This window comes from Shewanella holmiensis (assembly GCF_025370255.1).
Classification (GTDB): Bacteria; Pseudomonadota; Gammaproteobacteria; order Enterobacterales; family Shewanellaceae; genus Shewanella; species Shewanella holmiensis.
Map to the genome: position 1 here is coordinate 91,965 of NZ_JAMTCD010000006.1, position 24,902 is coordinate 116,866.

The 24,902-nt window shown below is 41.9% G+C and carries 24 protein-coding genes; 12 read left to right on the forward strand and 12 right to left on the reverse strand.

The window, feature by feature from the left end; all coding sequences use genetic code 11:
• The first annotated feature begins 4 nt into the window (after positions 1-4).
• The 3 genes from hflD (at position 5) to NE535_RS06595 (ending at position 3,276) form a co-directional block, all read left to right on the forward strand.
• Complete coding sequence (gene hflD / locus NE535_RS06585) at positions 5-625, forward strand: high frequency lysogenization protein HflD (protein ID WP_261297865.1); 621 nt, start codon at positions 5-7, stop codon at positions 623-625.
• Between the two features lie 44 nt (positions 626-669).
• Entirely contained in the window at positions 670-2,040 is a 1,371-nt protein-coding gene (gene purB / locus NE535_RS06590) for an adenylosuccinate lyase (protein WP_261297866.1), read from the forward strand.
• Between the two features lie 105 nt (positions 2,041-2,145).
• Positions 2,146-3,276 carry a ribosomal protein uL16 3-hydroxylase gene (locus NE535_RS06595; RefSeq protein ID WP_261297867.1) on the forward strand — a complete coding sequence of 377 codons (1,131 nt, stop codon included), beginning with the start codon at positions 2,146-2,148 and terminating at the stop codon, positions 3,274-3,276.
• Positions 3,277-3,346: 70 nt separating this feature from the next.
• On the opposite strand, the gene NE535_RS06600 is transcribed toward NE535_RS06595, so the two are convergent.
• Positions 3,347-3,787: a DUF4826 family protein gene (locus NE535_RS06600; protein WP_261297868.1), complete on the reverse strand. Its 441-nt coding sequence runs from the start codon at positions 3,785-3,787 to the stop codon at positions 3,347-3,349.
• A gap of 392 nt (positions 3,788-4,179) precedes the next feature.
• Between NE535_RS06600 and NE535_RS06605 the strand changes: the two genes are divergently transcribed.
• The 5 genes from NE535_RS06605 to NE535_RS06625 all read left to right on the forward strand — a co-directional run bounded on the left by NE535_RS06605 (position 4,180) and on the right by NE535_RS06625 (position 9,324).
• Complete coding sequence (locus NE535_RS06605) at positions 4,180-5,211, forward strand: Glu/Leu/Phe/Val dehydrogenase dimerization domain-containing protein (protein WP_261297869.1); 1,032 nt, start codon at positions 4,180-4,182, stop codon at positions 5,209-5,211.
• A 314-nt stretch (positions 5,212-5,525) separates the two neighbouring features.
• Positions 5,526-6,506 (forward strand): UDP-2,3-diacylglucosamine diphosphatase, encoded by a 981-nt coding sequence (locus NE535_RS06610; RefSeq protein ID WP_261297870.1) that lies wholly within the window; start codon positions 5,526-5,528, stop codon positions 6,504-6,506.
• Complete coding sequence (gene olsF, locus NE535_RS06615) at positions 6,506-8,239, forward strand: bifunctional ornithine lipid synthase OlsF (protein WP_261297871.1); 1,734 nt, start codon at positions 6,506-6,508, stop codon at positions 8,237-8,239. Before NE535_RS06610 ends, olsF begins: the two co-directional genes overlap by 1 nt.
• Positions 8,240-8,355: 116 nt before the next feature.
• Positions 8,356-8,778 carry a CBS domain-containing protein gene (locus tag NE535_RS06620; protein ID WP_261297872.1) on the forward strand — a complete coding sequence of 141 codons (423 nt, stop codon included), beginning with the start codon at positions 8,356-8,358 and terminating at the stop codon, positions 8,776-8,778.
• 201 nt (positions 8,779-8,979) lie between these two features.
• Positions 8,980-9,324: a hypothetical protein gene (locus NE535_RS06625; protein ID WP_261297957.1), complete on the forward strand. Its 345-nt coding sequence runs from the start codon at positions 8,980-8,982 to the stop codon at positions 9,322-9,324.
• On the opposite strand, the gene NE535_RS06630 is transcribed toward NE535_RS06625, so the two are convergent.
• From NE535_RS06630 to NE535_RS06640, 3 genes are all read right to left on the reverse strand, one after another.
• A complete protein-coding gene (locus NE535_RS06630; RefSeq protein WP_261297873.1) occupies positions 9,321-10,433 on the reverse strand; it encodes a TonB family protein in 1,113 nt (370 codons plus the stop codon). The genes NE535_RS06625 and NE535_RS06630 overlap by 4 nt on opposite strands.
• A gap of 83 nt (positions 10,434-10,516) precedes the next feature.
• Positions 10,517-11,686, reverse strand: coding sequence for a lipid-transfer protein (locus NE535_RS06635; RefSeq protein ID WP_261297874.1), 1,170 nt, complete (start codon positions 11,684-11,686; stop codon positions 10,517-10,519).
• Positions 11,683-12,096 (reverse strand): PliI family lysozyme inhibitor of I-type lysozyme, encoded by a 414-nt coding sequence (locus NE535_RS06640; RefSeq protein WP_261297875.1) that lies wholly within the window; start codon positions 12,094-12,096, stop codon positions 11,683-11,685. The genes NE535_RS06635 and NE535_RS06640 overlap by 4 nt, the downstream gene beginning before the upstream one ends.
• 202 nt (positions 12,097-12,298) lie before the next feature.
• On the opposite strand from NE535_RS06640, the gene NE535_RS06645 reads away from it, so the two are divergent.
• From NE535_RS06645 to NE535_RS06660, 4 genes are read left to right on the forward strand one after another with little or no spacing between them, the layout of a single operon-like run.
• Positions 12,299-13,033, forward strand: coding sequence for a DUF1538 domain-containing protein (locus NE535_RS06645; protein ID WP_261297876.1), 735 nt, complete (start codon positions 12,299-12,301; stop codon positions 13,031-13,033).
• A gap of 9 nt (positions 13,034-13,042) precedes the next feature.
• Positions 13,043-13,837 (forward strand): DUF1538 domain-containing protein, encoded by a 795-nt coding sequence (locus NE535_RS06650; protein ID WP_261297877.1) that lies wholly within the window; start codon positions 13,043-13,045, stop codon positions 13,835-13,837.
• The gene (locus tag NE535_RS06655) at positions 13,827-14,177 is read left to right on the forward strand and encodes a P-II family nitrogen regulator (protein WP_261297878.1); all 351 of its coding nucleotides are present in this window, start codon (positions 13,827-13,829) and stop codon (positions 14,175-14,177) included. The genes NE535_RS06650 and NE535_RS06655 overlap by 11 nt, the downstream gene beginning before the upstream one ends.
• The gene (locus tag NE535_RS06660; RefSeq protein WP_261297879.1) at positions 14,174-14,575 is read left to right on the forward strand and encodes a CBS domain-containing protein; all 402 of its coding nucleotides are present in this window, start codon (positions 14,174-14,176) and stop codon (positions 14,573-14,575) included. The genes NE535_RS06655 and NE535_RS06660 overlap by 4 nt, the downstream gene beginning before the upstream one ends.
• Positions 14,576-14,689: 114 nt before the next feature.
• Here the strand turns inward: NE535_RS06660 and NE535_RS06665 are convergent, their stop codons facing one another.
• From NE535_RS06665 to sucA, 8 genes are all read right to left on the reverse strand, one after another.
• Positions 14,690-15,094 (reverse strand): NUDIX hydrolase, encoded by a 405-nt coding sequence (locus NE535_RS06665; protein ID WP_261297880.1) that lies wholly within the window; start codon positions 15,092-15,094, stop codon positions 14,690-14,692.
• 529 nt (positions 15,095-15,623) lie between these two features.
• Complete coding sequence (locus NE535_RS06670; protein ID WP_261297881.1) at positions 15,624-17,117, reverse strand: lytic polysaccharide monooxygenase; 1,494 nt, start codon at positions 17,115-17,117, stop codon at positions 15,624-15,626.
• Positions 17,118-17,899: 782 nt separating this feature from the next.
• Positions 17,900-18,097 carry a serine hydrolase gene (locus NE535_RS18740; protein WP_371931112.1) on the reverse strand — a complete coding sequence of 66 codons (198 nt, stop codon included), beginning with the start codon at positions 18,095-18,097 and terminating at the stop codon, positions 17,900-17,902.
• Between the two features lie 130 nt (positions 18,098-18,227).
• The gene (locus NE535_RS06675; RefSeq protein WP_261297882.1) at positions 18,228-18,497 is read right to left on the reverse strand and encodes a hypothetical protein; all 270 of its coding nucleotides are present in this window, start codon (positions 18,495-18,497) and stop codon (positions 18,228-18,230) included.
• Positions 18,498-18,537: 40 nt separating this feature from the next.
• Positions 18,538-19,410 (reverse strand): succinate--CoA ligase subunit alpha, encoded by an 873-nt coding sequence (sucD, locus tag NE535_RS06680; RefSeq protein WP_188839882.1) that lies wholly within the window; start codon positions 19,408-19,410, stop codon positions 18,538-18,540.
• Positions 19,410-20,576, reverse strand: coding sequence for an ADP-forming succinate--CoA ligase subunit beta (sucC, locus tag NE535_RS06685; protein WP_188739245.1), 1,167 nt, complete (start codon positions 20,574-20,576; stop codon positions 19,410-19,412). Before sucC ends, sucD begins: the two co-directional genes overlap by 1 nt.
• 78 nt (positions 20,577-20,654) lie before the next feature.
• Positions 20,655-21,842, reverse strand: coding sequence for a 2-oxoglutarate dehydrogenase complex dihydrolipoyllysine-residue succinyltransferase (gene odhB, locus NE535_RS06690; RefSeq protein WP_261297883.1), 1,188 nt, complete (start codon positions 21,840-21,842; stop codon positions 20,655-20,657).
• A gap of 28 nt (positions 21,843-21,870) precedes the next feature.
• Entirely contained in the window at positions 21,871-24,693 is a 2,823-nt protein-coding gene (sucA, locus tag NE535_RS06695) for a 2-oxoglutarate dehydrogenase E1 component (protein ID WP_261297884.1), read from the reverse strand.
• Positions 24,694-24,902: the final 209 nt, after the last annotated feature.

A 24,902-nucleotide genomic window follows, 5' to 3' on the forward strand; every position in this document is an offset into this window, starting at 1 on the left:
CATCGTGACTGACAATATCTTATATGAACGCACCATGGCATTTGCTGGCATTTTACAGGCCATCGGACAAGTGCAATACATCGCCCGTCATGGTGAAAGTGACGAACAAGCGTTAGCGGCTAGCTTGAATACCATTTTAGTCACTAACCCTGAAAGCACCGCTGATGTTTATCCAAACAAAGAAATATTGGATAAAGGCTACCAGCTTATCCAAAATCAACTTGGCGATGGCAGTAACAAAGATGTCGAAACCACCCGTTATTTAGTTGGTGTATTGGCATTAGAGCGCAAACTGTCTCGCTCACCTAACGGTTTAGGCATGTTGGCTGAACGCATTAATCAGGTGCATCGTCAGTTAGCCCATTTTTCGATTACCGATGAACAAGTGCTCGCAAATCTAGCTAGCATTTACAGTGATGTGATTAGTGCTCTTGGCCCTAAACTTCAGATATCAGGTAATCCAGCATTTTTAAAACAAACTAACGTGCAAAACAAAATTCGCGCATTGCTACTATCAGCTATGCGCAGCGCCGTGTTATGGCGTCAATTAGGTGGCAAACGTCGCCATTTAGTCTTTGCACGAAAAGCGATATTTGATACGGCTGTTAAAAGCCAACAAAAATAAATAATCGAATCACCCTACAATAAAAGTTCACCAAGGAGCTTCAAATGGATCTTTCCGCACTAACTGCTATCTCTCCGGTAGACGGTCGTTATGGTAGTAAAACCGCGTCATTAAGAGGGATTTTCAGCGAGTTCGGTCTTACTAAGTACCGCGTACAAGTTGAGATTAACTGGTTAAAATTATTATCTAGCTGCCCAGAAATTGAAGAAGTACCACCGTTTAGCGAGTCAGCATTAGCATTATTAGATAGCATTAAAGATAACTTCAGTGAGCAAGACGCACTACGTGTTAAAACCATTGAAAGCACCACTAACCATGACGTGAAAGCGGTCGAATACTTCATCAAAGAAAAAATTGCCAACAACCCAGAGTTAGTCGCAATCGATGAATTTGTTCACTTTGCCTGTACTTCAGAAGACATTAACAACCTATCACACGGCCTAATGCTTAAAGAAGCTCGTGAACTCGTTGTTGTGCCACAGTGTCAACAAATCGTTGATGCAATCAAGAAGTTAGCCCATGACAATAAAACTGTGCCATTAATGTCACGTACTCATGGTCAACCTGCTTCACCAAGTACCTTAGGCAAAGAAATGGCTAACGTGGTTGTACGTTTAGAACGCCAACTGAAGCAAATTCAAGCTGTTGAAATTATGGGTAAAATCAATGGAGCTGTGGGTAACTACAATGCTCACATATCTGCTTACCCTGAGGTTGATTGGCACGCGTTGTCACAGCGTTTTGTGACAAGCCTAGGCATTAACTGGAACGCTTACACAACACAAATTGAGCCGCATGATTACATTGCAGAATTATTTGATGCTATGGCACGTTTCAACACCATCTTAATCGATTTCGATCGTGACATTTGGGGTTACATTGCGTTAGGTCACTTCAAACAACGCACTATTGCTGGCGAAATTGGCTCTTCAACCATGCCGCATAAAGTTAACCCAATCGACTTTGAAAACTCAGAAGGTAACTTAGGCATCGCCAATGCGCTTATGCAGCATTTAGCCGCTAAATTGCCAGTTTCTCGCTGGCAACGTGATTTAACTGACTCTACCGTATTACGCAATTTAGGTGTTGGTATTGCTCATTCATTAATTGCTTACCAAGCTACCCTAAAAGGGATCAGCAAATTAGAAGTTAACGAAGCGCATTTACGTGCTGAATTAGACGTAAACTGGGAAGTGTTAGCAGAGCCCGTTCAAACGGTAATGCGTCGTTACGGTATTGAAAAACCATACGAAAAACTAAAAGAGTTAACACGTGGTAAACGTATTGATGCACAACAGTTAGCGGTATTTATTGACGGACTTGAGTTACCCGCTGACGTTAAAGTTGAACTTAAAAAAATGACACCAGCTAACTACATTGGCCGTGCAGAGGCATTTGTTGACGAATTAAAATAATTTGTCAGCTGAGGATAAAAAGCCTCACTTAATTTAGCGGCAGCTCGACATTCGAGTTGCCGCTTTTCTTTTACACTGCTTTCACAACGTACAGAGAGTAAGACCATGTATCAATTAACTTTTGACACCCAAGCCTTCATTAAGCAGCACTGGCAACAAACCCCTGTGGTACTCACACAAGCCTTCGCTGACTTTGTTGACCCAATTGCCGCAGATGAATTAGCTGGTCTTGCTTGCGAAGAAGAAATTTCATCGCGTATTGTTGTCACTAAAGACAATCAATGGGACGTTATCCAAGGCCCCTTTGAAGATTACGATGCTTATGGTGAAACGAAATGGCAACTATTAGTGCAAGCGGTAAATCACTGGTATCCAGACTCTCAACCATTGGTTGATGCATTTCGTTTTTTACCCGATTGGCGCTTTGACGACTTAATGGTGTCATTTGCCACACCAGAAGGCGGCGTAGGCCCACACATTGATAATTATGATGTGTTTATTATTCAAGGTGAAGGTGAACGTCGCTGGAAAGTGGGCGACAAAGGCAATCATCAACGTCGCGGTGGTGATGCTACATCGCCATTAGTGGACGATTTTGAACCTATTATCGACGTTGTATTAAAAAAGGGTGACGTGTTATATATCCCACCAGGTTATCCACACTGTGGCGAGACATTGTCTCTAGCCTTAAGCTATTCAATTGGCTTTAGAGCCCCTAGCCAGCAAGAACTGCTAACTCAACTTGCAGATTCGCTGATTGATAATAACAGCGGTCACAAACGTTTCACCTCAAAGTCTGAGGCAACAGATCCAGGTGTGGTAAGTCAAACTCAGCAGCAAGGTATTATGCAGTTATTGGCAGAGCTAGCCACTCAACCTGAAAAATATCAAACCATGCTTGGTAAATTATTAAGTCAAAACCGTTTTGAACTCGATATTTGTGAAGGTGAAGAACCTGTCACACTCGAAGAATTACAAGAAATGGTACAAGACAATGCCATTATTGCGCGCATCGGCGGGTTAAAAGTGTTGCGTTTAGAGAACGACCAACAATGTCGTTTATTTATTAATGGCGAAGTATACCCACTTGAAGATGTTACAGAAGCACAGCTAATCCTGTTAGCCAACACAATGACTTTAGATAGCGAAAACGCCACTGATTTATTGGCAAACGCATCTATTGGGCAACTGCTAGTTGAGCTAATCAATCAAGGGTTATATTACCTGGCTGAATAACATCCACTCGCGGGAACAATAAAAAAGGCACATTATGTGCCTTTTTTATTTAGCCAGAATGAAATGAGGTTTAAGACCAGAGTTTTTCATCTTCATGCATTTTGTATAAGCTTTCTGCGCGTGAAACTAACAAATTAGCAAACTTCAACTGAGTCGCATCGCGTGTTGCGCCAGATTTATGAAGGTTTTCAGCTTTAAGTTGCCACATCATTGAAAAGTGACGCAGTGCATCACGAGCAGTTTGTGCAACTTTTACATCAACATAGTCAGACGGTAAATCACCTGACATGACCCAAAATGTTTGTTTGGTAGGCTGTTTTGAGTCCATTTTCCAAATCGCAAGGTATGGCGCAAGATAACGACTTTCATCTGCAAAAACCTTATTAGGGATCACGCCTTTTTCCGCGAGAAAACGATTTGCTTTTTGGAATTGTGTTTTTACCCATTGCTGTCTTAATGCTTCTTGATCAACAGCAGGCTCTGCAACCTGTTCAACTACTTCATCAGCCATAACACTTCCTATCTTATTGTTATTAAGCATACATGGGTTATTTTTTATTCATCCATTATGCTGAAATTCACACTCAACACTAAAATACTTTACGTTTACGTAAAGTGGCAAGCAAAATTGCCAGCTTGATCACAAAAATTACGTCATCAGGCTTTGTTGAGAGTATCGCTAAATGCTATCGTGCTGCAATACTAAATATCGAATTTGATTCATTTACGACATTTAATATGAACAGGATATAAAGTATCGCCAAGCCTGTGTGGTAGCTTAATCTACCCTACTTTGGCGTTGTTATAACTGTTATCTTAAGCGTCAGAATAAATAACCAAAGCGTTAATAATTAAGTGTTAGTCAAAACTAACACACGACCATAAAGCAAGTGGAGAATTTACGTGGCTGTATTTAATCATGTCTCGTTTGATGAGCACGAACAAGTTGTGTTTTGTCATGATAAAGAAAGTGGCTTAAAAGCTATTATTGCAGTGCATAACACCAACAAAGGCCCTGCCGTTGGTGGTTGTAGAATGTGGAATTATCAATCTGACGATGAAGCGCTCACCGATGTATTGCGCCTGTCGCGCGGTATGACCTATAAAAATGCCCTTGCAGGCTTAACTATGGGTGGTGGTAAAGCGGTTATTATTGCTGATCCAAAAACCACAGATCGTGAAAAATTATTTCTTGCATTTGGCCGTTTCGTTAATAGCTTAGGCGGTAAATACTATTCTGCCGAAGATGTGGGTGTATCAACTTCAGATATGATGATTGCAAACCGCGAAACGCCATATGTTGCTGGATTAGAAGGCAAATCGGGTGACCCGTCACCTCTTACCGCTTTAGGCACTTATTTAGGTATTAAAGCTGCGGTAAAACATCAACGTGGTATTGATAGCCTTAAGGGCATTAAGGTATCCGTGCAAGGCGTCGGACACGTGGGATATTACCTTTGTAAGCACTTGCATGAAGAAGGCGCTGAATTAGTCGTGACCGATATTCATCAAGCATCGTTAGATCGTGTTGCCAGTGAATTTGGCGCAACCGTGGTTGAACCACAAGATATCTACAATCAAGATGTTGATGTGTATGCACCATGCGCGCTAGGGGCAACCTTAAACGATATTACCCTGCCATTATTGAAAGCGACGATTGTTGCTGGTTGTGCCAACAACCAGCTGGCAGAAGTGCGTCACGGTGAAAAGTTAAAAGAAATGGGCATTTTGTATGCACCAGATTACGTCATTAATGCCGGTGGTATTATTAACGTATCATTTGAAAATAACTACGACAAAGCGGCATCTATTGCCAAGGTAGAACAAATCTATCAAACCTTGCTGACCATCTTTACTCGCGCAGATGCAGAAAATCGCACCACAGGCTCTGTGGCAGATGAAATGGCAAGAGCCATTATTGATGCTGCACGATAGTTCATCGCGATAATCTTAAAGACTATATTGTTCAAGACTATACCGTTTAAAAGGGAAGCTTAGCTTCCCTTTTTTGTTACTAGCATCAATAGGGTCGATTGAACTTGCAAGACTGTTTTGCAGTGCATCGTCCTTAGAGCTAGCCAGTCCACACTCACCGCACTAAATTCGTTTGATCTCGAACAACATGCCACCAGTAAATATTCCCCCTCGTATTATTCATCCAATTGCAATATTTCCGTCACCGTTTAGTCAATTTCCGCCATTAAGCTGAAGCTAACTTAATACAGTGCTATTTGGTAGAGAGTAAATAAATGAATAAAATAAGCACACTATTCAAGCAAGCGACTCAAGCTAACGCGCATTCATCAACCTATGTGCCCCCCGCCTTAACCTCTTCATTATCCAAAGCAAAAAAAACAGCCCATGAATCAAATAGCCAACAAGGTTTTTATGCTGTGTGGTTATCCGATGTTCACCTAGGAAGTATCGATTGTAAGGCTGAGTTTTTATTAGATTTTTTGAATAACACTCACTGTCAGCATTTATATCTTGTCGGCGATATTATCGATATTTGGGCATTAAAAAAACGGGTATTTTGGCCAGATAGCCATCAAGCCGTGTTGACAAAAATACTCGAACTAGCCCAAAACGGCACCCAAGTATTCTATATACCAGGCAATCACGACGAGTTATTTAAAGCCTATGTTAACAGTCATTTTAGGGGGATCACCATTGCACCCGATTATGTACATCAATCAATCTTGGGTAAAAGATGCTTAATGTTACACGGTGATCAATTTGATTCTGAAGTGTGTGTAAGTCGCACCTATGCCAAATTAGGAGACCATTTATATGATGTCTTATTGTGGCTAAATCGCAATCTACACCATGTACGTAGTCAACTGGGATACCCCTATTGGTCATTGGCAAGTTACATCAAATTACGCGTAAACAAAGCACAGCAGGCCATAAATAGTTTTCGTGATGCGGTCATTCGATTTGCCGATAAACAGCAGGTCGACATGGTCATTTGTGGCCATATCCACCAACCAGAGCTTTCCATTCATCACAGTGGTGAACGGCAAATCATCTATGCAAATGACGGAGATTGGGTTGAAAACTGCACCTTGGTGGTTGAAACCTTATTAGGCGAGTTTCAGTTATTAAAGTGGGATGAGCAGAACAAAATCCCTAATATCATTGAACGTGTTGAAACGGATCAGCCTCTACCAACAGCCACATTTCAGCCATTACAACAGCCATTACAACAGCCAAACCAGAAGGTGGCATAATGAAATCAAGGCAAATGATGTTTACAGTCGACCAAATGGTGGAACAAAACCTGCCACTATTAGCCAATAAACCCTGGTTAGCTAAACCCACTAAAGCCATGCTTCGCTACTTGCTGCACGAACAGCAGTGTAATGATATCGCTCAGCAGCACCAACATCTTACCGGCGTAGATTTTGTTGAACAGGTGCTCGCCAGCTTTAATTTCAGTTATAGCGTTCCCAACAATGAAATTGAAAATATCCCCATTGACGGTCGTGTGATCATTTATGCCAACCATCCAATCGGCTCGCTTGATGCATTGGCACTGATAAAGTTAATCAGTAAAGTTCGACCTGATATCAAAGTCGTCGCCAATGAATTACTCATGGCCATTAAGCCATTACATGCCATTTTGCTACCGGTAAGAAACATGACAGGTGGCACCCCAAAACAGCATTTAGACAATATCCACCAGCATTTAAAATCTGAAGGGGCGTTATTAATATTTCCCTCCGGTGAAGTGTCACGTTTACGCCCCAGCGGTGTGACAGATCTACTCTGGCAAACGGGTTTTGTCAAAATGGCCAAAGCCTGCCATGCGCCGTTACTGCCGATGTTTGTTGATGCGAAAAACTCGGCTACATTCTATGGCGCATCGATGCTGTATAAACCCTTAGCGACACTATTACTGGTCAAAGAGATGTTTCGTCAAGTCAACCAAGTGATGCCAGTTCGAATTGGTAAATTGATTGCTAAAGAAACCGTTGCCAACAATGACTTTCCGCTAAAAACACAGGTGAAGTTACTCAAAAATCACCTTTACCGTATTGGTAAAAACCGGCCACCTTTATTTAGTACCCAAAATGCCGTTGCTCACCCAGAATCTCGAACCAACTTACAACAGGAATTACAATTATGTGAGCCATTGGGACACACTTCTGACAATAAAGTGATCTACCTTTACCAGCATAAAAAAAGTAGCGCGATTATGCGTGAAATTGGTCGTTTACGGGAAATCGCTTTCAGAGCTGTGGGTGAAGGTACGGGAAAACACAGAGACATAGATAAATATGACAATGATTATTGGCATCTAGTGTTATGGGACAAAGACGATTTAGAGATAGTCGGCGCATATCGTTTTGTCAGTGCCAAACATATGCATCAGCAAAATACAGCCAATGGCTTATATAGCGAAACCTTGTTCACTTACCATGCCAATTTCGCCCCCTATTTTGAACAGGGATTAGAGTTAGGCAGAAGCTTTGTACAACCAAAATATTGGGGCCGCAGAAGCCTTGAATACCTTTGGCAAGGTATTGGTGCCTTTTTGGCAAAACACCCACAATATCGATACTTGTTTGGCCCAGTGACGATAAGTAACAGCTATCCTGAACCTGCGAAAGAATTACTCATCCATTTCTATCAAAACCAATTTCCAAGCCAGGTTGATTTAGCCAAATCACATAACGCGTTTTTTATAACTGATGAACGGTCACACCAATTACACCGCCTATTTAACGGGGATAATTATGCTGACAATTTTAAAATTCTTAAAAGGACATTAGCAAACATGGGTGTATCAGTACCGACACTATTTAAGCAATATGGTGAGCTGTGTGAAGATCAGGGCGTGCAGTTTATTGATTTTGGCATTGATGCTGAATTTGGTGATTGTATTGATGGTTTAGTCTTAGTGGATATTCATCAGCTCAAACCCCATAAGGCACAAAAATACCTTGGCCTCACCCCTTAAAATTGACTTGAATGACTTAACAATGTGGCTAACTCGTTGTTGTAATATAGTTTATCTGCTATAAATTAATAACGCGGCTAAGCAAAGCTGAAGATGCCGAGTTAAAGAGGATAAATATGCCTGCAGCAATCACACTTGTTAGCCACATTATGACCAAGCGAATTGTCACTATTTCAATTGATGATCGTTTATCTGTTGCTAAACACATTTTCGATAATGTCAGCTTTCATCATTTGTTAGCCATTGATGAAGATGACAATTTACAGGGTATTTTATCCCATCGTGATTTTTTGAAAGCACTAAGCCCCAATCTCGGCACTGCTGCTGAACTGATTAGAGACACTGAAACCCTCAACAAACGCGTACATCAAGTCATGAGTCACAATCCAATCACAGTTGCACCTCATACCACCTTAAAACAAGCCTGTGAAATCATTCTTGAGCACGGCATTGGCAGTTTGCCAGTATTAGATAATGGTACTTTAGTGGGCATTATCACCTGGAAAGACTTACTAAGAGCCTATAGCGATAACGACTAAATAGAGGTCAGTCTCCGCAATCTCAAATAAGTGTATAGCCAGACATTTTGCAAGAAAAAATAGATAAATATATTTTTCGTTTAGCCACCAATCAATTAGCCCATATTCTTAAAATCGTCATATTTTGGTACTGGAAACTGTCACATTACTCTGCTTAGATTAATACACCTTTAGGAGAGTAAAGTGCAATGGAGCGATGCCATGATTAAGTTCAGTTATCTTTTAAATCAGGACAATTTTGAGTTACAAGCCAGCAATTGGTGCGGCTTAGAAAAAGTACTGCTTAATGGTAAAGTGGTATCGCAAAAGTTCAACTTTGGCATTTTAAGCAATCACGATATCTTATTGAAAAATGGTAAACAATATAATCTACAATTATTAGTCGATCCACAAACTGATCTGCTCACATGCAGAATTTATAACCAACAAAATTTAATCACCGTATTGAAACAAGGCAAAAATCAGCTACAAAAAAGCCAGCGACTTATTGAGGCTGGCTTAGTGTGTATGCTGTTCTCGCTAGTCACGGTTTACATGGTAATTTAGCTATCAGCAATGGTGAAATCTAGACGCACTTTGGCTTCGGCTTCAACCGGATTCCCGTCAACAAACTTAGGGGCATAGCGCCATTTTTGAATGGCCTCTAACGATTCTTTTTCAAAACGTTTTCCGCCCTTTGAGTCTAATACCGATGCCGATTTCACAAAGCCATTTGCATCAATGGTAAACACCATATCAACCCATCCCGATTTTCTGTCTTTTGCATAGGATTTTGGATAATTTGGATGATGTCTAAATAAGGGCACTTGATCCTGATCATCCGACCAAGGTTTCATCTTACCGATCGCAATACAGTGTGCCGTCGCTTGTTGGCTATTATTTTGTTTCTCGTACAACTCAACCAGCACAGCGTGGGCATGTAACTCTGATGGATGGCTATAATCAAGGGCTTGATACTGTTTTATCACCTCAAGAAATAAGCGCTCTGCTGTGTCATAGTGTTTTTCAGCAAACTGGATGGATGCGGCCAAGTAAGTGGCATCAACGCGGATAATAGCATCCTCTGGAAGATGTTGGCTGTAAATGTCATACGCCTTTAAACCATAGTTTTTTATGGTGTGATTATATTCGGGGGTTTTATATAAGTGTTTAAATGCCGCAGTATACACTTCAGCTATCACTAGAGGATCATTTAATGACTTAGCCACATCAATGGCATCTTCAAACAGTGCTTGGGCCTTTTTATCATTGATTGTTGACTCTGCAGCTAACAACATAGGATCTAACACTTCAATGTTATCGTCACCATAATGTGCCTGGTAGCTGGCCAGCACTTTGTTGTAATTCTGACTTGCGGAAACCTTATCACCACTATTACGCTGCGCATTGGCAAGGTTCATCAGTAACTTCGCTGTATCGATGTGGTTTTCACCAAAGCTGACTTTTCCTAAATCATAAGCTTGCTGAGCGAAGACTAATGTTTGCTTACTATCATTTGCGGCAACGGCTTGCTGATAAGCTTGATAACTTGATGAAAAATCATCTGCTTGCACCATAGGCGAAAGCATGCTCGACACTAAAACACTGCCGTAAACACACATTTTGATGTTTGCAGTAATAGTATTAGAATTAAACTGGAAGGTTTTATGTTTCATATAGATTCCATTCTCTTTTTGTCAGTGTAAAGTACCTATACTTGGCACTCAAAAGATAAGATGTTACATCAGATACAATAACATCACTTACCGTACAAAGTCACCACAACAGCCCCACCTAAACCCAGATTATGTTGTAAAGCTAAGCGAGCACCTTGTACTTGACGATCACCTGCTTGACCGCGTAAATGCCAAACAAGTTCAGCACATTGTGCTATGCCTGTCGCCCCGATTGGGTGACCTTTTGACATAAGTCCACCTGACGGCCCAATAACAAATTGACCACCATAGGTATTATTGCCCGCATTGATAAACTGCTCCGCTTCGCCCTCAGCACACAAGCCTAATGCCTCGTAGGTGATCACTTCATTTGGGGTAAAACAATCATGTAATTCAATCACATCAATATCTTGTGGTGCAATACCCGCTGTATTATACACGTTCGCTGCGGCCATCATTGTCATTGACTTACCAACGGCATTGATAGGATCTTGCCATGAAACCTGAGTATCAGTTGCCATAGACTGAGCCAAAATTTTCACCGCTGCCCCAAGGTTGTGCTGTTTTGCAAAGCGCTCACTACACACTATCACCGCGGCGGCGCCGCAAGTCGGCGGACATGCCATTAGGCGAGTTAAATACCCGTCATATATGACCTTATCTGCTAACACCTGATCAGTGCACAGTGGCATTCTAAATAACGCGTTAGGGTTATTAATAGCATGACGGCGAGATTTGACCGCCACCAGAGCAAATAGCTTAGAAGACACATGGTATTTATCCATGTAATGCTTACCCGCCGAGCCAAAAGCACGCAAAGCAATCGGACCATCGGGAGCAGTGAAGGTTGATAATACCGGGTCCATTCTGGTAAATGGGCTTTCACGGTCCTGCCAATGTGCGCCTAAAGCTCCGGGTTGCATTTCTTCAAAGCCAAACGCTAATGCACAATCCACTTCACCCGATAACACGGCCTGTCTGGCTAAATACAACGCGGTAGAGCCACTAGCGCAATTATTGTTTACATTAATGATTGGAATACCACTTTGGATCACATCATAAAACGCATGTTGCGCGCAGGTGCTGTCACCATAAATATAAGCACCAAAAGCCTGCTGAATATTGCCTGCCGATAAACCACTATCTGCTAAAGCTAATGCTATCGCCTTGGCAGCCATAACCCGATAAGGCTGATGCTGACCAGGCTTACAAAACGGCGTCATTCCCACGCCAGCGATCACGACGTTATTCATGGCGCGACCTGACATATTGCAACAACATCACCCGTTACACAAACATTATGAATAGCCTGAAATTGGCCGCTACCGGCTGTGAGAGTCGTTATTGCAATCTCACTACCTGCATCAAGATTATCCTTGAGTGCTGTGTTGATAATCGTCCCATCACGCACAAAAGTTACCGCCGAGGCAAAGTCACCAACGTCTATATCACGATACAGTTTTACGCTAATACTCCCAATGGAACGCGGTTCTAAACGCCCTTCTTCAATCACTACTGACATGCCATTTTTCAACCTTAGCACCTGTAAATAACCATCAGACTGATTGACCGTGATGTTACTTACGTCATTATCAGCACACATAGCGGGGCTATTGAACACAAATACACACACTAACATTAAAATATTACATGTTTTCCACATCACAAAACTCCTTTTAAATCTTGAAAGTTATCATACCCTGAATGATTGCAATGTGAATGCTAAACACAGTTACCTATCTCACAGCAATTGCACATTTATTGATTAACATCAAACAAATGGTGACTTTTGTAAACAATTTGTTGAGTTCCTTGATTACTAAGGCACACTGAAAATATGACTTACTGATTTTTATGGAGGATAGATGTCTGCAGTGCTGAAGCTTTTAACCTCAATGTTCAGTAGCTTTAAAGATTTGGTGCCGATTATCTTAGTTGTTGGCTTTTTCGAAATTTTTATCTTACAACAAGCACCCGATCATTTAGGCTCAATCTTAATTGGCTTAATGTTTATTGTCCTTGGACTAACCTTTTTCGTGTTCGGCCTTGAAATGGGGTTATTTCCGATTGGGGAATCTCTTGCAGAAGCCCTCGCCCGAAAAGGCAGTGTTTTTTGGTTGGTCATATTTTCATTTTCGCTCGGTTTTGGTACCACCTTAGCTGAACCGGCCCTAACCGCGGTTGCCAATGAGGCCGCAAAAGTTGCGGCCGAATCAGGTGCAATCGCTAATGATGAAACATCATTAGATGATTACGCCATGGGATTGCGCTTAACGGTAGCGATATCTGTGGGATTAGCCATTTTACTCGGCGTAATTCGTATTTTAAAAGGCTGGCCTATTCATTACATCATTATTGGCGGTTATGTATTAGTGATGATCCTCACCTCATTCGCACCACCTAGCATCATAGGTATCGCTTACGATTCCGGCGGCGTCACCACGTCTACCATTACGGTTCCTTTAGTGACCGCGCTGGGTGTTGGCTTAGCGACCGTCATTAAAGGACGAAACCCCATGCTTGATGGATTTGGATTAATTGCATTTGCTAGCCTTACTCCGATGATTTTTGTAATGGTTTACGGCATGATTTTTTTATAAGGAGCCAAGATGTTTTATCAGTTATTGGAAACCTTATTACTGACAGCCAGAGACGTTGTCCCCATTGCCGTTATCTTATTTGGTTTTCAACTAGGTGTACTAAAACGCCCTATTCCTAACTGGCGTAAAGTCGCGCTGGGTTTTGTATATGTCATTATTGGGCTGACGTTTTTCTTAGTCGGCCTTGAATTGGCATTATTTCCCATTGGCGAAAGCATGGCGAACCAATTAACCACACCAGAGTTTTTACACCCTGATGGCTCACTTACCCCCTTTATTTGGCAAGACTATTTATGGGTTTATATTTTTGCTGCCGCCATTGGATTTAGTACCACCATTGCCGAGCCATCCCTAATCGCCGTGGCAATTAAAGCCAATGAAGTATCCGGCGGTACCATAGGTATTCAGGGTTTACGGATCTCGGTGGCGATTGGTGTCGCCTTTGGGATTTCTTTAGGCTGTTTTCGTATTGTGGTAGGTGATCCCATTCATTACTACATTATGGGCGGCTATATTATTGTGGTCATTCAAACCTTTTACGCCCCTAAAATGATAATTCCATTGGCATATGACTCTGGTGGAGTCACCACCTCAACCGTTACCGTGCCGCTTGTTGCCGCCCTAGGGTTAGGTTTAGCCACCAATGTAGAAGGTCGTAACCCTTTAATTGATGGCTTTGGCCTTATTGCTTTTGCCAGTTTATTTCCGATTATTTCCGTGATGGCCTATGCCCAAATAGTCGAATATATCTCTAAACGTAAAGCTGCTGCTAAGCAGCAAGAGGAGCATACAGATGCGCTTTAAATTAATTGTCGCCTTTGTTGATGACGACTGTACCGATGACATTTTAGATGCGGCCCGTGAAGCCGGTGCGACTGGCGCAACAGTCATTAATCACGCGCGCGGCGAAGGGCTAATTAAGAAAAAAACCTTTATGGGCTTAGGATTAGATGTACAACGAGATGTCATTTTATGGTTAGTTGAAGAGCACATGTCACGCCATATTTTGGAAAAGATCGCCAAAGTGGGTAAGTTTGACACTAACAAAGGCCGTGGCATTGCCATTCAAATTGATGTGGAAGACGCTGTTGGGGTTGCCCATCAAGTGCAAGAGCTGACAAAAGAAATTGAGGACCAGATATGAACGCTAAAACCCCTGTCAGAAACCGCGATGTATTAAACCAAGATTACGCCATGGTAGAAGGCACAATTACGGTTTCAGAGGCTATTGCCGTGGCTTTGGCTAAAAATGTCAAAGTGTTAGTGGTAAACAAGCGTTCTGAACATGACGAATACGGATTAGTTTTGATGAGTGACATTGCACGCAAAGTGTTGGCTAAAGACAAGTCACCAGATCGCACCAACGTATATGAAATTATGATCAAACCGGTTTTTTCTGTCTCGGCCGATATGGACGTACGTTATACCGCCAGACTATTTGAGCGTTTTGACATCAATAAAGCGCCAGTGTTAGAAGACAACGATATCAAAGGGTTCGTAACCTACGATGATATTGTGTTAAAAGGCATGATCAACACCTAATTAAATAACATGGTTTTTAACAAGACATACGCCATAAGCATCATTAAGTGTAAACAAGTGAGCCGTATTCAAACCTCGGCTCTATTTATTTTTGCTGTTTACATTTAATCCGAATTAAAATACTCGGCTGTCGACTTCGCCAACAAACCCAATACAAGCTTTGACTCTGTGCAACTGCACTGCTGACAAGGCTAATAAATCAGTATATTGATATTCACTGTGTTCATTACTTAGCTTAATGGTAAAAGGTTCAACAAGTGTGCATTTAAAAATAAACACTTGTGATTGATAAGCACTGTGATAATAAACACCTGAAAGATAATCAATGTTAATATCGCAGCCTAATTCTTCCAAGCATTCGCGTTTAACCGCTTGGTGTATTGTTTCGCCTAACTCTAGTGCACCACCAGGTAAGCCCCAACATTTATCACCATAAGTCGCTTTAACCTGTAATACCTGCCCTTGGGTGTTCGTTATCACTGCATGGGCACTAAGCCGAAACATATCATTAAATGCCATTGTCATTCCTGTCTATTTCATTATTTGAACGCCAAATAGAGCTTAGCGACAAAGTAAATAGCCACCATTATTTGAAGGTAAAACCTCTACGGTCATTAACGCTCAGATAATAAGCAAAACATCACTTTAAACCTCAAACAACCCGTTGCATACTCGCTAGGGCTGTTGATCTTTCAAGGTTATTTTGCAGCAAATTATTGGTAATTTGTACAAGCCAGAGACTTTGTGGTGTAGTTATTCTACAGAATAAGTCGATAACGCAGTACAAATGACCCACAAACGCTGCCCGAAGGGTTCGGCTAAAAACATTTTTAACTCGAACTAAACTCAACCAGCAAAATCAACAGCCCTAGTTAGCAAAAAAAAGATAACCAGCGAGCATGCAAAGAGTTAAGGTATATTGTGTTAGGTTGCATCAATATCAATTGAAAATCGATAGTGATGGGCTATAGCTAAATCTGATCGAATCTCATGAGCATTCACCAAATTGCATAAATAACCCTATATAACCAATCCTACCTTTAACAATCTAACGCCATACTCCCCATTCGCCAGTGGTTCCAGGCTCTTCACCTTGAGTCCACCACTGTGCGGTCCACTCTTTGCCTTTATGATCAACCTTGTCGCCACCAGTATAAACCGCTTTAGGATCCCAATTTGAACCAGGCTCTGGGCTTGGCCCCGGACCAGGATCGACCTGAGTAGGTAAAACCGTAAAACTATACACAGTTGTGTCTTGCTCATCTTGAGCTGAAATGGTTAATTCAAAACTCAACTGATGCTCAGAATTATCAAGTGAACCAGTGTGAATCATCAATTCATTATTCGAACCAATTTCAGTTTCAACAGCTGAGCCACTTATTTGATTCCACGATACCGAATCGATATCGCCTACACTGTCTTTTGGCGTTAACACAACATAATCGCCATAGTTAACTGTAGCATTTTCAATCGCTTGCAAAACGGTAGGTGTTATAACCGCTTCGACATATTGATTAGGTGGCGAAATACTGAACTGACCAGATGCTTCACTGTTTTTAGTGTTAATGAAGTTATTATGTAATTCATCACGGAAATACATATAGTGATTCATTTGTGCATGCCAACGACCAATAAACACATGACCACCGAAATTGGTTTCATAGTAGCCATTAACTTGCGAGGCCAATAAACGATCCCAATCTGTGATATTTTCTTGAGTGATGGTTAATGAAAATCGGCTATGCTCGACCCCATCTTTATTAAATACAGTGTAGTTAACCGACTCGCCAATTTTAGGCGTCGATAACTCAATATCACTTGGAATAAATGCATCACCCTGCTCTAAATAAGGCAAGCCTGGCTCAGGTGGGTTGATAGCACCTTCATCTGAAATGGTAATATCACTGCAGTTATAAAACCCCTCACCAACAGCATCATCACGTTGCCAGCGAGTATACAAAATTGCATCACCATTACGATTAGCTGGAATAGTCACATTCATGCGGTATTTTTTGTCGCTATCCACAGCGACGTTGCCATATTCCTGGATAAGCGTTAAGTTATCCCATTTTAAAGGCTTAGAAACATCAACACCGGCTTTAGTGATATAAAATTGCCAGAAAGAAGGGTTATGCGGTGCCGTGGCATTAAACACTAATTCAAAAGTGCCTGGCTGCATTTTAGTCCGCGTCCACTCAGAATGTTCAGCACCCATACCACTTTTTTGTGGATCGTTGGCATAACATAAACTGCCATCTGGCACTGCCGCTTTAACTGCGTCCATATTATTGTAATGAGGTGCGGCAATATTGATGGCAAACTCATTACGTTGCACAAATGGATAAGTACCAGATTGCGCTTTAGCTTGCGCACAGGCAGCATTTGGTGGTGTCCCAGACCACAGTCCACCTTGCTCATAACAGATTGATTGTCTCGCCTCAGGAAATTCGGTCCAACCATGCGCATGAGCTTGTTGTTCAGGGAGAGTGATTTGAATTGCAGTTAAAGCAATTGCTACACCCCAATATGTTGTACTTTTCATTAAAAAGTCCTTTATTATTTTATGAGAAAATCTGTGATCTTTTTCAACATCTAACATGTGTTAAGTCACAGCCCAATATTATAAAACGACTTTAGATTATTTTTAGTTAACTTTATGAATAATTTACTTTTTAAACTCTCATACGATTACTTAATACTCATTTAGGCTGTTAATTCGCATCCAGACATGATGCACCTGTTATGTAAACATTCATTGATGTAATGAGTTTACTTTCTACGCTCGTTTTATGTTACGAATTTGCAATGTATCAATGATTGAATCTAATCCTGAATGGGAATGTGCTTATAGCGCAGCTAGAGAAATGACGATTGAACATAACAATACTTAAAGCTGATTAAGTTGCGTTCAATCTTGTGTTAAATTTGGAGCTACGAAGTATATTAATGGGTGAATTGGACTGTGGATGAACGCTGAAATAAAAGCGTTTTAGTTCGCTGACACCATTGAACATAGCTATGAACAAACATTTTGACCGAACTAAACTAACGCGAAAAATCCAGATAACATTCACTTGAAGACTAATGAGGTATTGTGCAGCTTAATACCAACTAAAGTCGTTTTAAAGAAAATATTGGCATTTCTACAGCAGCCATAAAATACCTGCTGTGGCTAATTATTAGATAAATACCAAATGGCTTTTGCGGTAGATTGATCATGAGAGGCCTTTTCGAAATCCATATTTCGATCAGCCATAGTGACAATAAGAGAAAAATCATTGGCAGCAGCTTTGGCGACAACAGATAACCTTGTCAGCTAAAAAGCTAAACCATAAAACCCCTTAATATTTCACTCGTGTAGCGATCAACTCGCTGGTCATTTATACCAAGACGACGCAACATCTTGGTTACGGCTTCTCGCCCTCCAGCAAGTGTTAAACATATATCGGTCGCCGTATTGTCACTGGCGGTTAGCATCAATTCAATCAAGTTTGCTACAGATAACTTTAAACCGGAATGAATAAAGGCTTCAGCTCATGCATTATCACCAGCAACCATCAGATCAGGTGTGACATCAATTAAATCAGACAACTTAACCTGACCTTTCTCAACACGATTTAACAAGGTAACCGCAATTTATAGGTATTGGCAATCACAAGCGATTCATCGTCATTAACCGTGATGCTATTTCCTGTGCAGCCACGCCAATATGTCCCGGTAATCCCTGCGAAACACGCTCAATTTTGTCAGAATTAGCGTTAAAATTATGTTCCGAAACCAATACTGGCTGAACAACAAATGACGAGACGATTATTGTAAAAATAGCGCGACTTTTGGTTTCATGAAATTCATCCTTAAAGTAATATTTTTTATCCATTAAGCTTGTTAAACCTAAAAAAATTACACAAAAAATGCGCAACAAAAAAGGCGCCTAAGCGCCTTTTTTCTAGTAAGTAACGATATTACCAACCAGTACGAGTACGTAATGCTTTACCAATGTCAGCTAAAGAGCGAACAGTAGTTACGCCAGCCGCTTCAAGAGCAGCAAATTTATCAGCAGCTGTACCTTTACCACCAGCGATAATTGCGCCAGCATGGCCCATGCGCTTACCTTCTGGTGCTGTCACACCAGCAATGTAAGATACAACAGGCTTAGTTACGTGTGCTTTGATATATTCAGCCGCTTCTTCTTCAGCATTACCACCAATTTCACCGATCATAACAATCGCTTCAGTTTGTGGATCGTTTTGGAACATTTCCAATACGTCGATGAAGTTAGTACCAGGAATTGGGTCACCACCGATACCTACACAAGTAGATTGGCCGAAACCTTCGTCAGTCGTTTGCTTAACCGCTTCGTACGTTAATGTACCGCTGCGAGAAACAATACCGACTTTGCCTGGTTTGTGAATGTGACCAGGCATGATACCAATCTTACATTCACCAGGAGTGATAACACCTGGACAGTTAGGACCGATCATACGTGTGCCAGTTTCTTCTAGCTTCACTTTCACTTGAAGCATATCAAGTGTAGGAATGCCTTCAGTGATACAAACGATTAGCTCAAGGCCTGCATCGATTGCTTCAAGAATGGCATCTTTACAAAATGGTGCAGGTACGTAAATAACAGTTGCAGTTGCACCTGTTGCCGCTACAGCATCTTTAACAGTGTTAAATACTGGAAGACCTAGGTGAGTTTGACCACCTTTACCAGGAGAAACACCACCAACCATTTGCGTGCCATAAGCAATCGCCTGCTCAGAGTGGAAAGTACCCTGACCACCAGTGAAACCTTGACAGATTACCTTGGTATCTTTGTTAATTAAAACAGACATTATTTGCCCTCCGCAGCTTTAACAACTTGCTCAGCCGCGTCAGTTAGACTTGTTGCCGCGATGATATCAAGACCAGACTTAGCCAATACTTCACGACCTAATTCGGCGTTAGTACCTTCAAGACGCACAACTACTGGCACTTTAACGCCAACTTCTTTCACTGCACCGATAATACCTTCAGCGATCATATCGCAACGAACGATACCACCGAAGATGTTAACCAATACCGCTTTAACATTGCTGTCAGAAAGAATGATCTTAAATGCTTCAGCAACACGTTCTTTAGTTGCTCCACCGCCAACATCTAAGAAGTTAGCTGGCTTGCCGCCATGTAGGTTTACGATGTCCATTGTTCCCATTGCTAGGCCTGCACCGTTAACCATACAACCTACGTTGCCATCTAACGCAACATAGTTTAATTCAAACTTAGCCGCGTGCGCTTCACGAGCGTCATCTTGAGATGGATCGTGCATCGCTTTGATTTTTGGTTGACGGAATAATGCGTTGCCATCAATACCAATTTTGCCATCTAAACAGTGAAGGTTGCCTTCAGTGGTGATAACAAGTGGGTTGATTTCTAATAACGCAAAATCATGGTCGTTAAACATGTTAGCTAGACCCATAAAGATCTTAGTGAACTGCTTCATTTGAGTTGGGTTTAAACCTAACTTGAAGCCAAGATCACGTGCTTGGTATGCTTGAGGACCTGTTAACGGGTCGATGATCGCTGTGTGAATAAGCTCTGGAGATTCTTCAGCCACTTTTTCAATTTCAACGCCGCCTTCTGTCGATGCCATAAAGACAACGCGACGCGTGCTACGGTCAACAACTGCACCTAAGTACAATTCGTTGGCGATATCAGTACAGCTTTCAACTAGGATTTTAGCAACTGGCTGACCTTTAGCGTCAGTCTGATATGTTACTAAGTTTTTACCTAACCAGTTTTCAGCGAATGCTCTGATTTCGTCTTTATTGCCGGTAACTTTAACGCCACCTGCTTTACCACGGCCGCCTGCGTGTACTTGACACTTAACAACCCACATATTTCCGCCAATGTGGCCAGCCGCTTCAACTGCTTCTTGAGCAGTATCACATGCAAAGCCTTCAGAGACTGGTAAACCATATTCGGCAAATAAAGATTTTGCCTGATACTCATGCAAATTCATGATGATCTATCCATATACTTCTAATCAAATCCTACTGGCTCAACTTGAGCCAGCGACGAGGGTGTGTCTAGTTGACTCTTATAGGTCAAGCAATAGACGAGTTGGATCTTCTAAGAAGTCCTTAATAGCGACTAAGAAGCCAACTGACTCACGGCCATCAACGATACGATGGTCATAAGAGAGTGCTAGGTACATCATAGGCAGGATTTCAACCTGACCATTGACAGCCATTGGGCGATCTTTAATAGCATGCATGCCTAAGATAGCGCTTTGCGGCAGGTTCAAAATTGGGGTCGACATAAGCGAACCGAAAACACCACCGTTAGTGACGGTAAAGTTACCGCCGGTCATGTCTGCAACAGATAATTTTCCGTCACGGCCTTTGATTGCTAATTCACGCACTGCTTTTTCAATTTCAGCAAGGTTCATAGTATCGGTATCACGTAGCACAGGAGTAACCAGACCACGTGGTGTAGATACAGCAATGCTGATATCAAAATAGTTATGGTAAACAATATCATCGCCATCAATAGATGCGTTTACTTCAGGGAAACGCTTAAGTGCTTCAGTGACCGCTTTGATGTAGAAAGACATAAAGCCTAAACGGATACCGTGGCGCTTTTCAAAGATATCTTGATATTGCTTACGGATATCCATGATTGGCTTCATGTTAACTTCGTTAAACGTTGTTAACATTGCTGTAGAGTTTTTCGCTTCTAACAAACGCGTTGCGATTGTTTTACGTAAACGCGTCATTGGCACACGCTTTTCGCTGCGGCCTTCTAAAGGTGCTACTGGCGCTGCCGCAGGTTTTGCTGCAGGAGCTGATTTAGCAAACGCTTCAACGTCTTCTTTAGTAATTCGACCGCCAACACCAGTACCTTTAATTTTTGCAGCATCAAGATTATGCTCAGCAATTAAACGACGTACAGATGGGCTTAATGCGTCATTAGACTCATCAGTAGCTGGTGCAGCGTCTGCAGCAGGAGCCTTAGCTTCCGCTTTAGTCACTTCTTGACCAGCAACAACACCTGCGATGAACTTTGCAATAACTTGCTCACCTAAAACGGTGTCGCCTTCTTGGAACAATAATTCAGAAATTGAACCATCTTCAGGGGCAACAACTTCTAGAACAACTTTATCGGTCTCAATATCAACTAAGTTTTGATCACGAGATACCTGTTCGCCAGGTTGAACATGCCAAGTTGCAATAGTTGCATCAGCAACTGATTCTGGTAATACCGGTACCTTAATTTCGATACTCATGGAAAGCTTCCCTTTATATAAATTATCTTTACGACAGTTTTAATGCGCTATTCAATAATGATTCTTGCTGTTGTACATGCAACCCTGGATAACCACAAGCAGGTGCAGCTGACGCTTCACGACCCGCATAAGTTAATTGAGCGCCTGCTGGAATATTAGCCCAGAAGTGATGCTGACTACAGTACCACGCACCTTGGTTTTGAGGCTCTTCCTGACACCAAACAAAATCAGTAACATGTTGATATGTTTCTAATGCTGCACGCATTTCCACATCTGGGAACGGATACAACTGCTCAACACGAATGATTGCAATGTTAGTGATGTTTTCTTTACGACGTCGTTCAAGTAGCTCGAAGTACACCTTACCGCTACAGAACACCACGCGATCAACTTTGCTTGCATCTAAGGTATCAATCTCACCAATGATATTTTGGAAAGTTCCTTCAGCAAGCTCTTGCATGCTAGACACGGCTAATGGATGACGTAACAAAGATTTTGGTGACATCACAACCAGTGGACGACGCATTGGACGCACCACTTGGCGACGCAGCATATGATAAACCTGTGCCGGTGTTGAAGGAACACACACTTGCATATTATGGTTAGCACATAACTGTAAGAAACGCTCTAAACGGGCACTTGAATGCTCTGGACCTTGACCTTCATAGCCGTGAGGTAACAACATAGTTAGACCACATAAACGGCCCCACTTTTGCTCACCTGACGATAAGAATTGGTCAATCACTACTTGGGCACAGTTAACGAAGTCACCAAATTGAGCTTCCCAAATGGTTAATCCGCCAGGTTCTGCAGTAGCATAACCGTATTCAAATGCTAACACTGACGCTTCTGACAATACTGAGTCGGTAATATCAATCGGGGCTTGTTCTTCGGCAATATTGCGCAGCGGCATGTAAGTAGATGCATCTTTTTGATTATGCAATACCGCATGACGATGGAAGAAAGTACCACGACCAGAATCTTGACCGGTTATACGGACACGTTTCTTGTCTTCAAGGATTGAAGCATAGGCTAAGGTTTCTGCAAACCCCCAGTCTAATAGCTTCTCGCCTTTAGCCATTAATACACGGTCACCGTAAATCTTTTCAACACGTGATTGTAATTTATGACTTTCTGGAATATCCACTAACTTATTGGCTAAGTTTTGTAGACGCTCCATAGACATAGCACCTGCGTAATCTTCATCCCACTCGCGATTCAGATAAGGAGTCCAATCAACCGTATGTAGCGTCATTGGACGCCACTCTTTAACGACACAATCACCCGCATCAAGCGCGTCACGATAGTGGTTGATTAACCCTGTTACTTCATCTGCAGGAATACTGTTTTCAGCAATCAGCTTGTCAGCATAAATCTTACGTGGGGTTGGGTGTTTTTTGATTTTTGCATACATTAGCGGTTGCGTTGCACTCGGCTCATCCGCTTCGTTATGGCCGTGACGGCGATAACACACTAAATCAATCACAACATCACGTTTGAACTCGTTACGGTAATCAACAGCCAATTGAGAAATAAACGCAACAGCTTCAGGATCATCAGAGTTCACATGGAAAATAGGTGCCTGCACCATTTTAGCGATGTCAGTACAGTATTCCGTTGAACGCACATCTGCATGGTTTGACGTAGTAAAGCCAACTTGGTTATTCACTACGATGCGGATGCTACCACCCACTTTAAAACCACGGGTTTGAGACATGTTAAATGTCTCTTGAACGATACCCTGACCTGTAATAGCTGAGTCACCATGAATAGTGATAGGCATGACTTGTAAGCCATCTTTACAACCACGACGATCTTGACGTGCGCGCACTGAACCGATCACCACTGGGTTAACAATTTCCAAGTGAGATGGGTTAAAGGCTAGCGCTAAATGAACATTGCCACCCGGCGTTTCAAAATCTGATGAGAAACCTTGGTGATATTTAACGTCACCTGAACCGTGGGTATCAGCGTGTTTACCAGCAAACTCGTCAAATAACTCACCAGGACGTTTACCTAGAATGTTAATTAATAAATTCAAGCGACCACGGTGAGCCATACCAACGACGATTTCTTTAGTACCCGCTTCACCTGCGCGATAAATAATCTCACGCATCATCGGCACTAATGCATCACCACCTTCTAGCGAGAAACGTTTAGCGCCTGGGAATTTAGCACCAAGATATTTTTCAATACCTTCCGCAGCATTCAGGCCTTCAAGAATACGTTTCTTAACTGCTGTACTGTAGTTAGCTTTACCTAAGGTTGGCTCAAGACGTTGTTGGATCCAACGTTTTTCGTCTGTGTCAGTTATGTGCATATATTCTGCACCGATAGAGCCACAGTAGCTGCTCTTAAGCGCAGAAATAATATCCGCAAGCTTCATGGTTTCACCGCCTAAGGCGAATGAACCAGTATTAAACTCACGCTGCATATCTTCTGCAGTTAACCCGTGATAAGCCGGATCTAATTCCTGAACTTCATCACGCTTCCACAATCCTAATGGATCGAGTTTGGCATTTTGGTGTCCACGAAAACGATGAGCATTAATTAACTGAAGAACTTTAACCTGTTTTGCATCTAACTCTGGGTCGCTTACGCGAGCTGCGCCTTTGGCACGACTTTCAAGAGCTAAACTACGGAAATAGTCACGAACTTTAGAGTGGGCAGCTTCCGGTGCATCTTTAGCGACACCGTTAACTGGAGGGAGATTATCAAAAACAAGCTGCCAATCAGCTGAAACTGATTGCGGATCTTCTTGATAGGCTTCATACATCTCTTCTACATAGGTCGCGTTCGAACCACTTAAGTGAGACGACTCGAGCCAGGCTTTCATGATGCCTTGGTGCATTGTTATTCCTTTCAAACTTGATACACGTGCTAGCCATAATGCATAACAATGAATCTCATCGCCATGCTTAACTTTCTATCTCTGCCAAAGACTTGTACTAAATAACGAATTTCACAAACTCATGACAAAGGTAATCCATAAACACACAAAAGAGCCATCTCCTACTCAGCAGATGGCTCTCAAAAAGAGCTAATTAAACAGGTTAAAAG

Bases quoted from the DNA above. Each gene is read 5' to 3' on its own strand.
- purB (WP_261297866.1), top strand. From the start codon at position 670: ATGGATCTTTCCGCACTAACTGCTATCTCTCCGGTAGACGGTCGTTAT.
- NE535_RS06595 (WP_261297867.1), top strand. From the start codon at position 2,146: ATGTATCAATTAACTTTTGACACCCAAGCCTTCATTAAGCAGCACTGG.
- NE535_RS06600 (WP_261297868.1), bottom strand. From the start codon at position 3,787: ATGGCTGATGAAGTAGTTGAACAGGTTGCAGAGCCTGCTGTTGATCAA.
- NE535_RS06610 (WP_261297870.1), top strand. From the start codon at position 5,526: ATGAATAAAATAAGCACACTATTCAAGCAAGCGACTCAAGCTAACGCG.
- olsF (WP_261297871.1), top strand. From the start codon at position 6,506: ATGAAATCAAGGCAAATGATGTTTACAGTCGACCAAATGGTGGAACAA.
- NE535_RS06620 (WP_261297872.1), top strand. From the start codon at position 8,356: ATGCCTGCAGCAATCACACTTGTTAGCCACATTATGACCAAGCGAATT.
- NE535_RS06625 (WP_261297957.1), top strand. From the start codon at position 8,980: ATGATTAAGTTCAGTTATCTTTTAAATCAGGACAATTTTGAGTTACAA.
- NE535_RS06630 (WP_261297873.1), bottom strand. From the start codon at position 10,433: ATGAAACATAAAACCTTCCAGTTTAATTCTAATACTATTACTGCAAAC.
- NE535_RS06635 (WP_261297874.1), bottom strand. From the start codon at position 11,686: ATGAATAACGTCGTGATCGCTGGCGTGGGAATGACGCCGTTTTGTAAG.
- NE535_RS06640 (WP_261297875.1), bottom strand. From the start codon at position 12,096: ATGTGGAAAACATGTAATATTTTAATGTTAGTGTGTGTATTTGTGTTC.
- NE535_RS06645 (WP_261297876.1), top strand. From the start codon at position 12,299: ATGTCTGCAGTGCTGAAGCTTTTAACCTCAATGTTCAGTAGCTTTAAA.
- NE535_RS06650 (WP_261297877.1), top strand. From the start codon at position 13,043: ATGTTTTATCAGTTATTGGAAACCTTATTACTGACAGCCAGAGACGTT.
- NE535_RS06655 (WP_261297878.1), top strand. From the start codon at position 13,827: ATGCGCTTTAAATTAATTGTCGCCTTTGTTGATGACGACTGTACCGAT.
- NE535_RS06660 (WP_261297879.1), top strand. From the start codon at position 14,174: ATGAACGCTAAAACCCCTGTCAGAAACCGCGATGTATTAAACCAAGAT.
- NE535_RS06665 (WP_261297880.1), bottom strand. From the start codon at position 15,094: ATGGCATTTAATGATATGTTTCGGCTTAGTGCCCATGCAGTGATAACG.
- NE535_RS06670 (WP_261297881.1), bottom strand. From the start codon at position 17,117: ATGAAAAGTACAACATATTGGGGTGTAGCAATTGCTTTAACTGCAATT.
- sucD (WP_188839882.1), bottom strand. From the start codon at position 19,410: ATGTCTGTTTTAATTAACAAAGATACCAAGGTAATCTGTCAAGGTTTC.
- sucC (WP_188739245.1), bottom strand. From the start codon at position 20,576: ATGAATTTGCATGAGTATCAGGCAAAATCTTTATTTGCCGAATATGGT.
- odhB (WP_261297883.1), bottom strand. From the start codon at position 21,842: ATGAGTATCGAAATTAAGGTACCGGTATTACCAGAATCAGTTGCTGAT.
- sucA (WP_261297884.1), bottom strand. From the start codon at position 24,693: ATGCACCAAGGCATCATGAAAGCCTGGCTCGAGTCGTCTCACTTAAGT.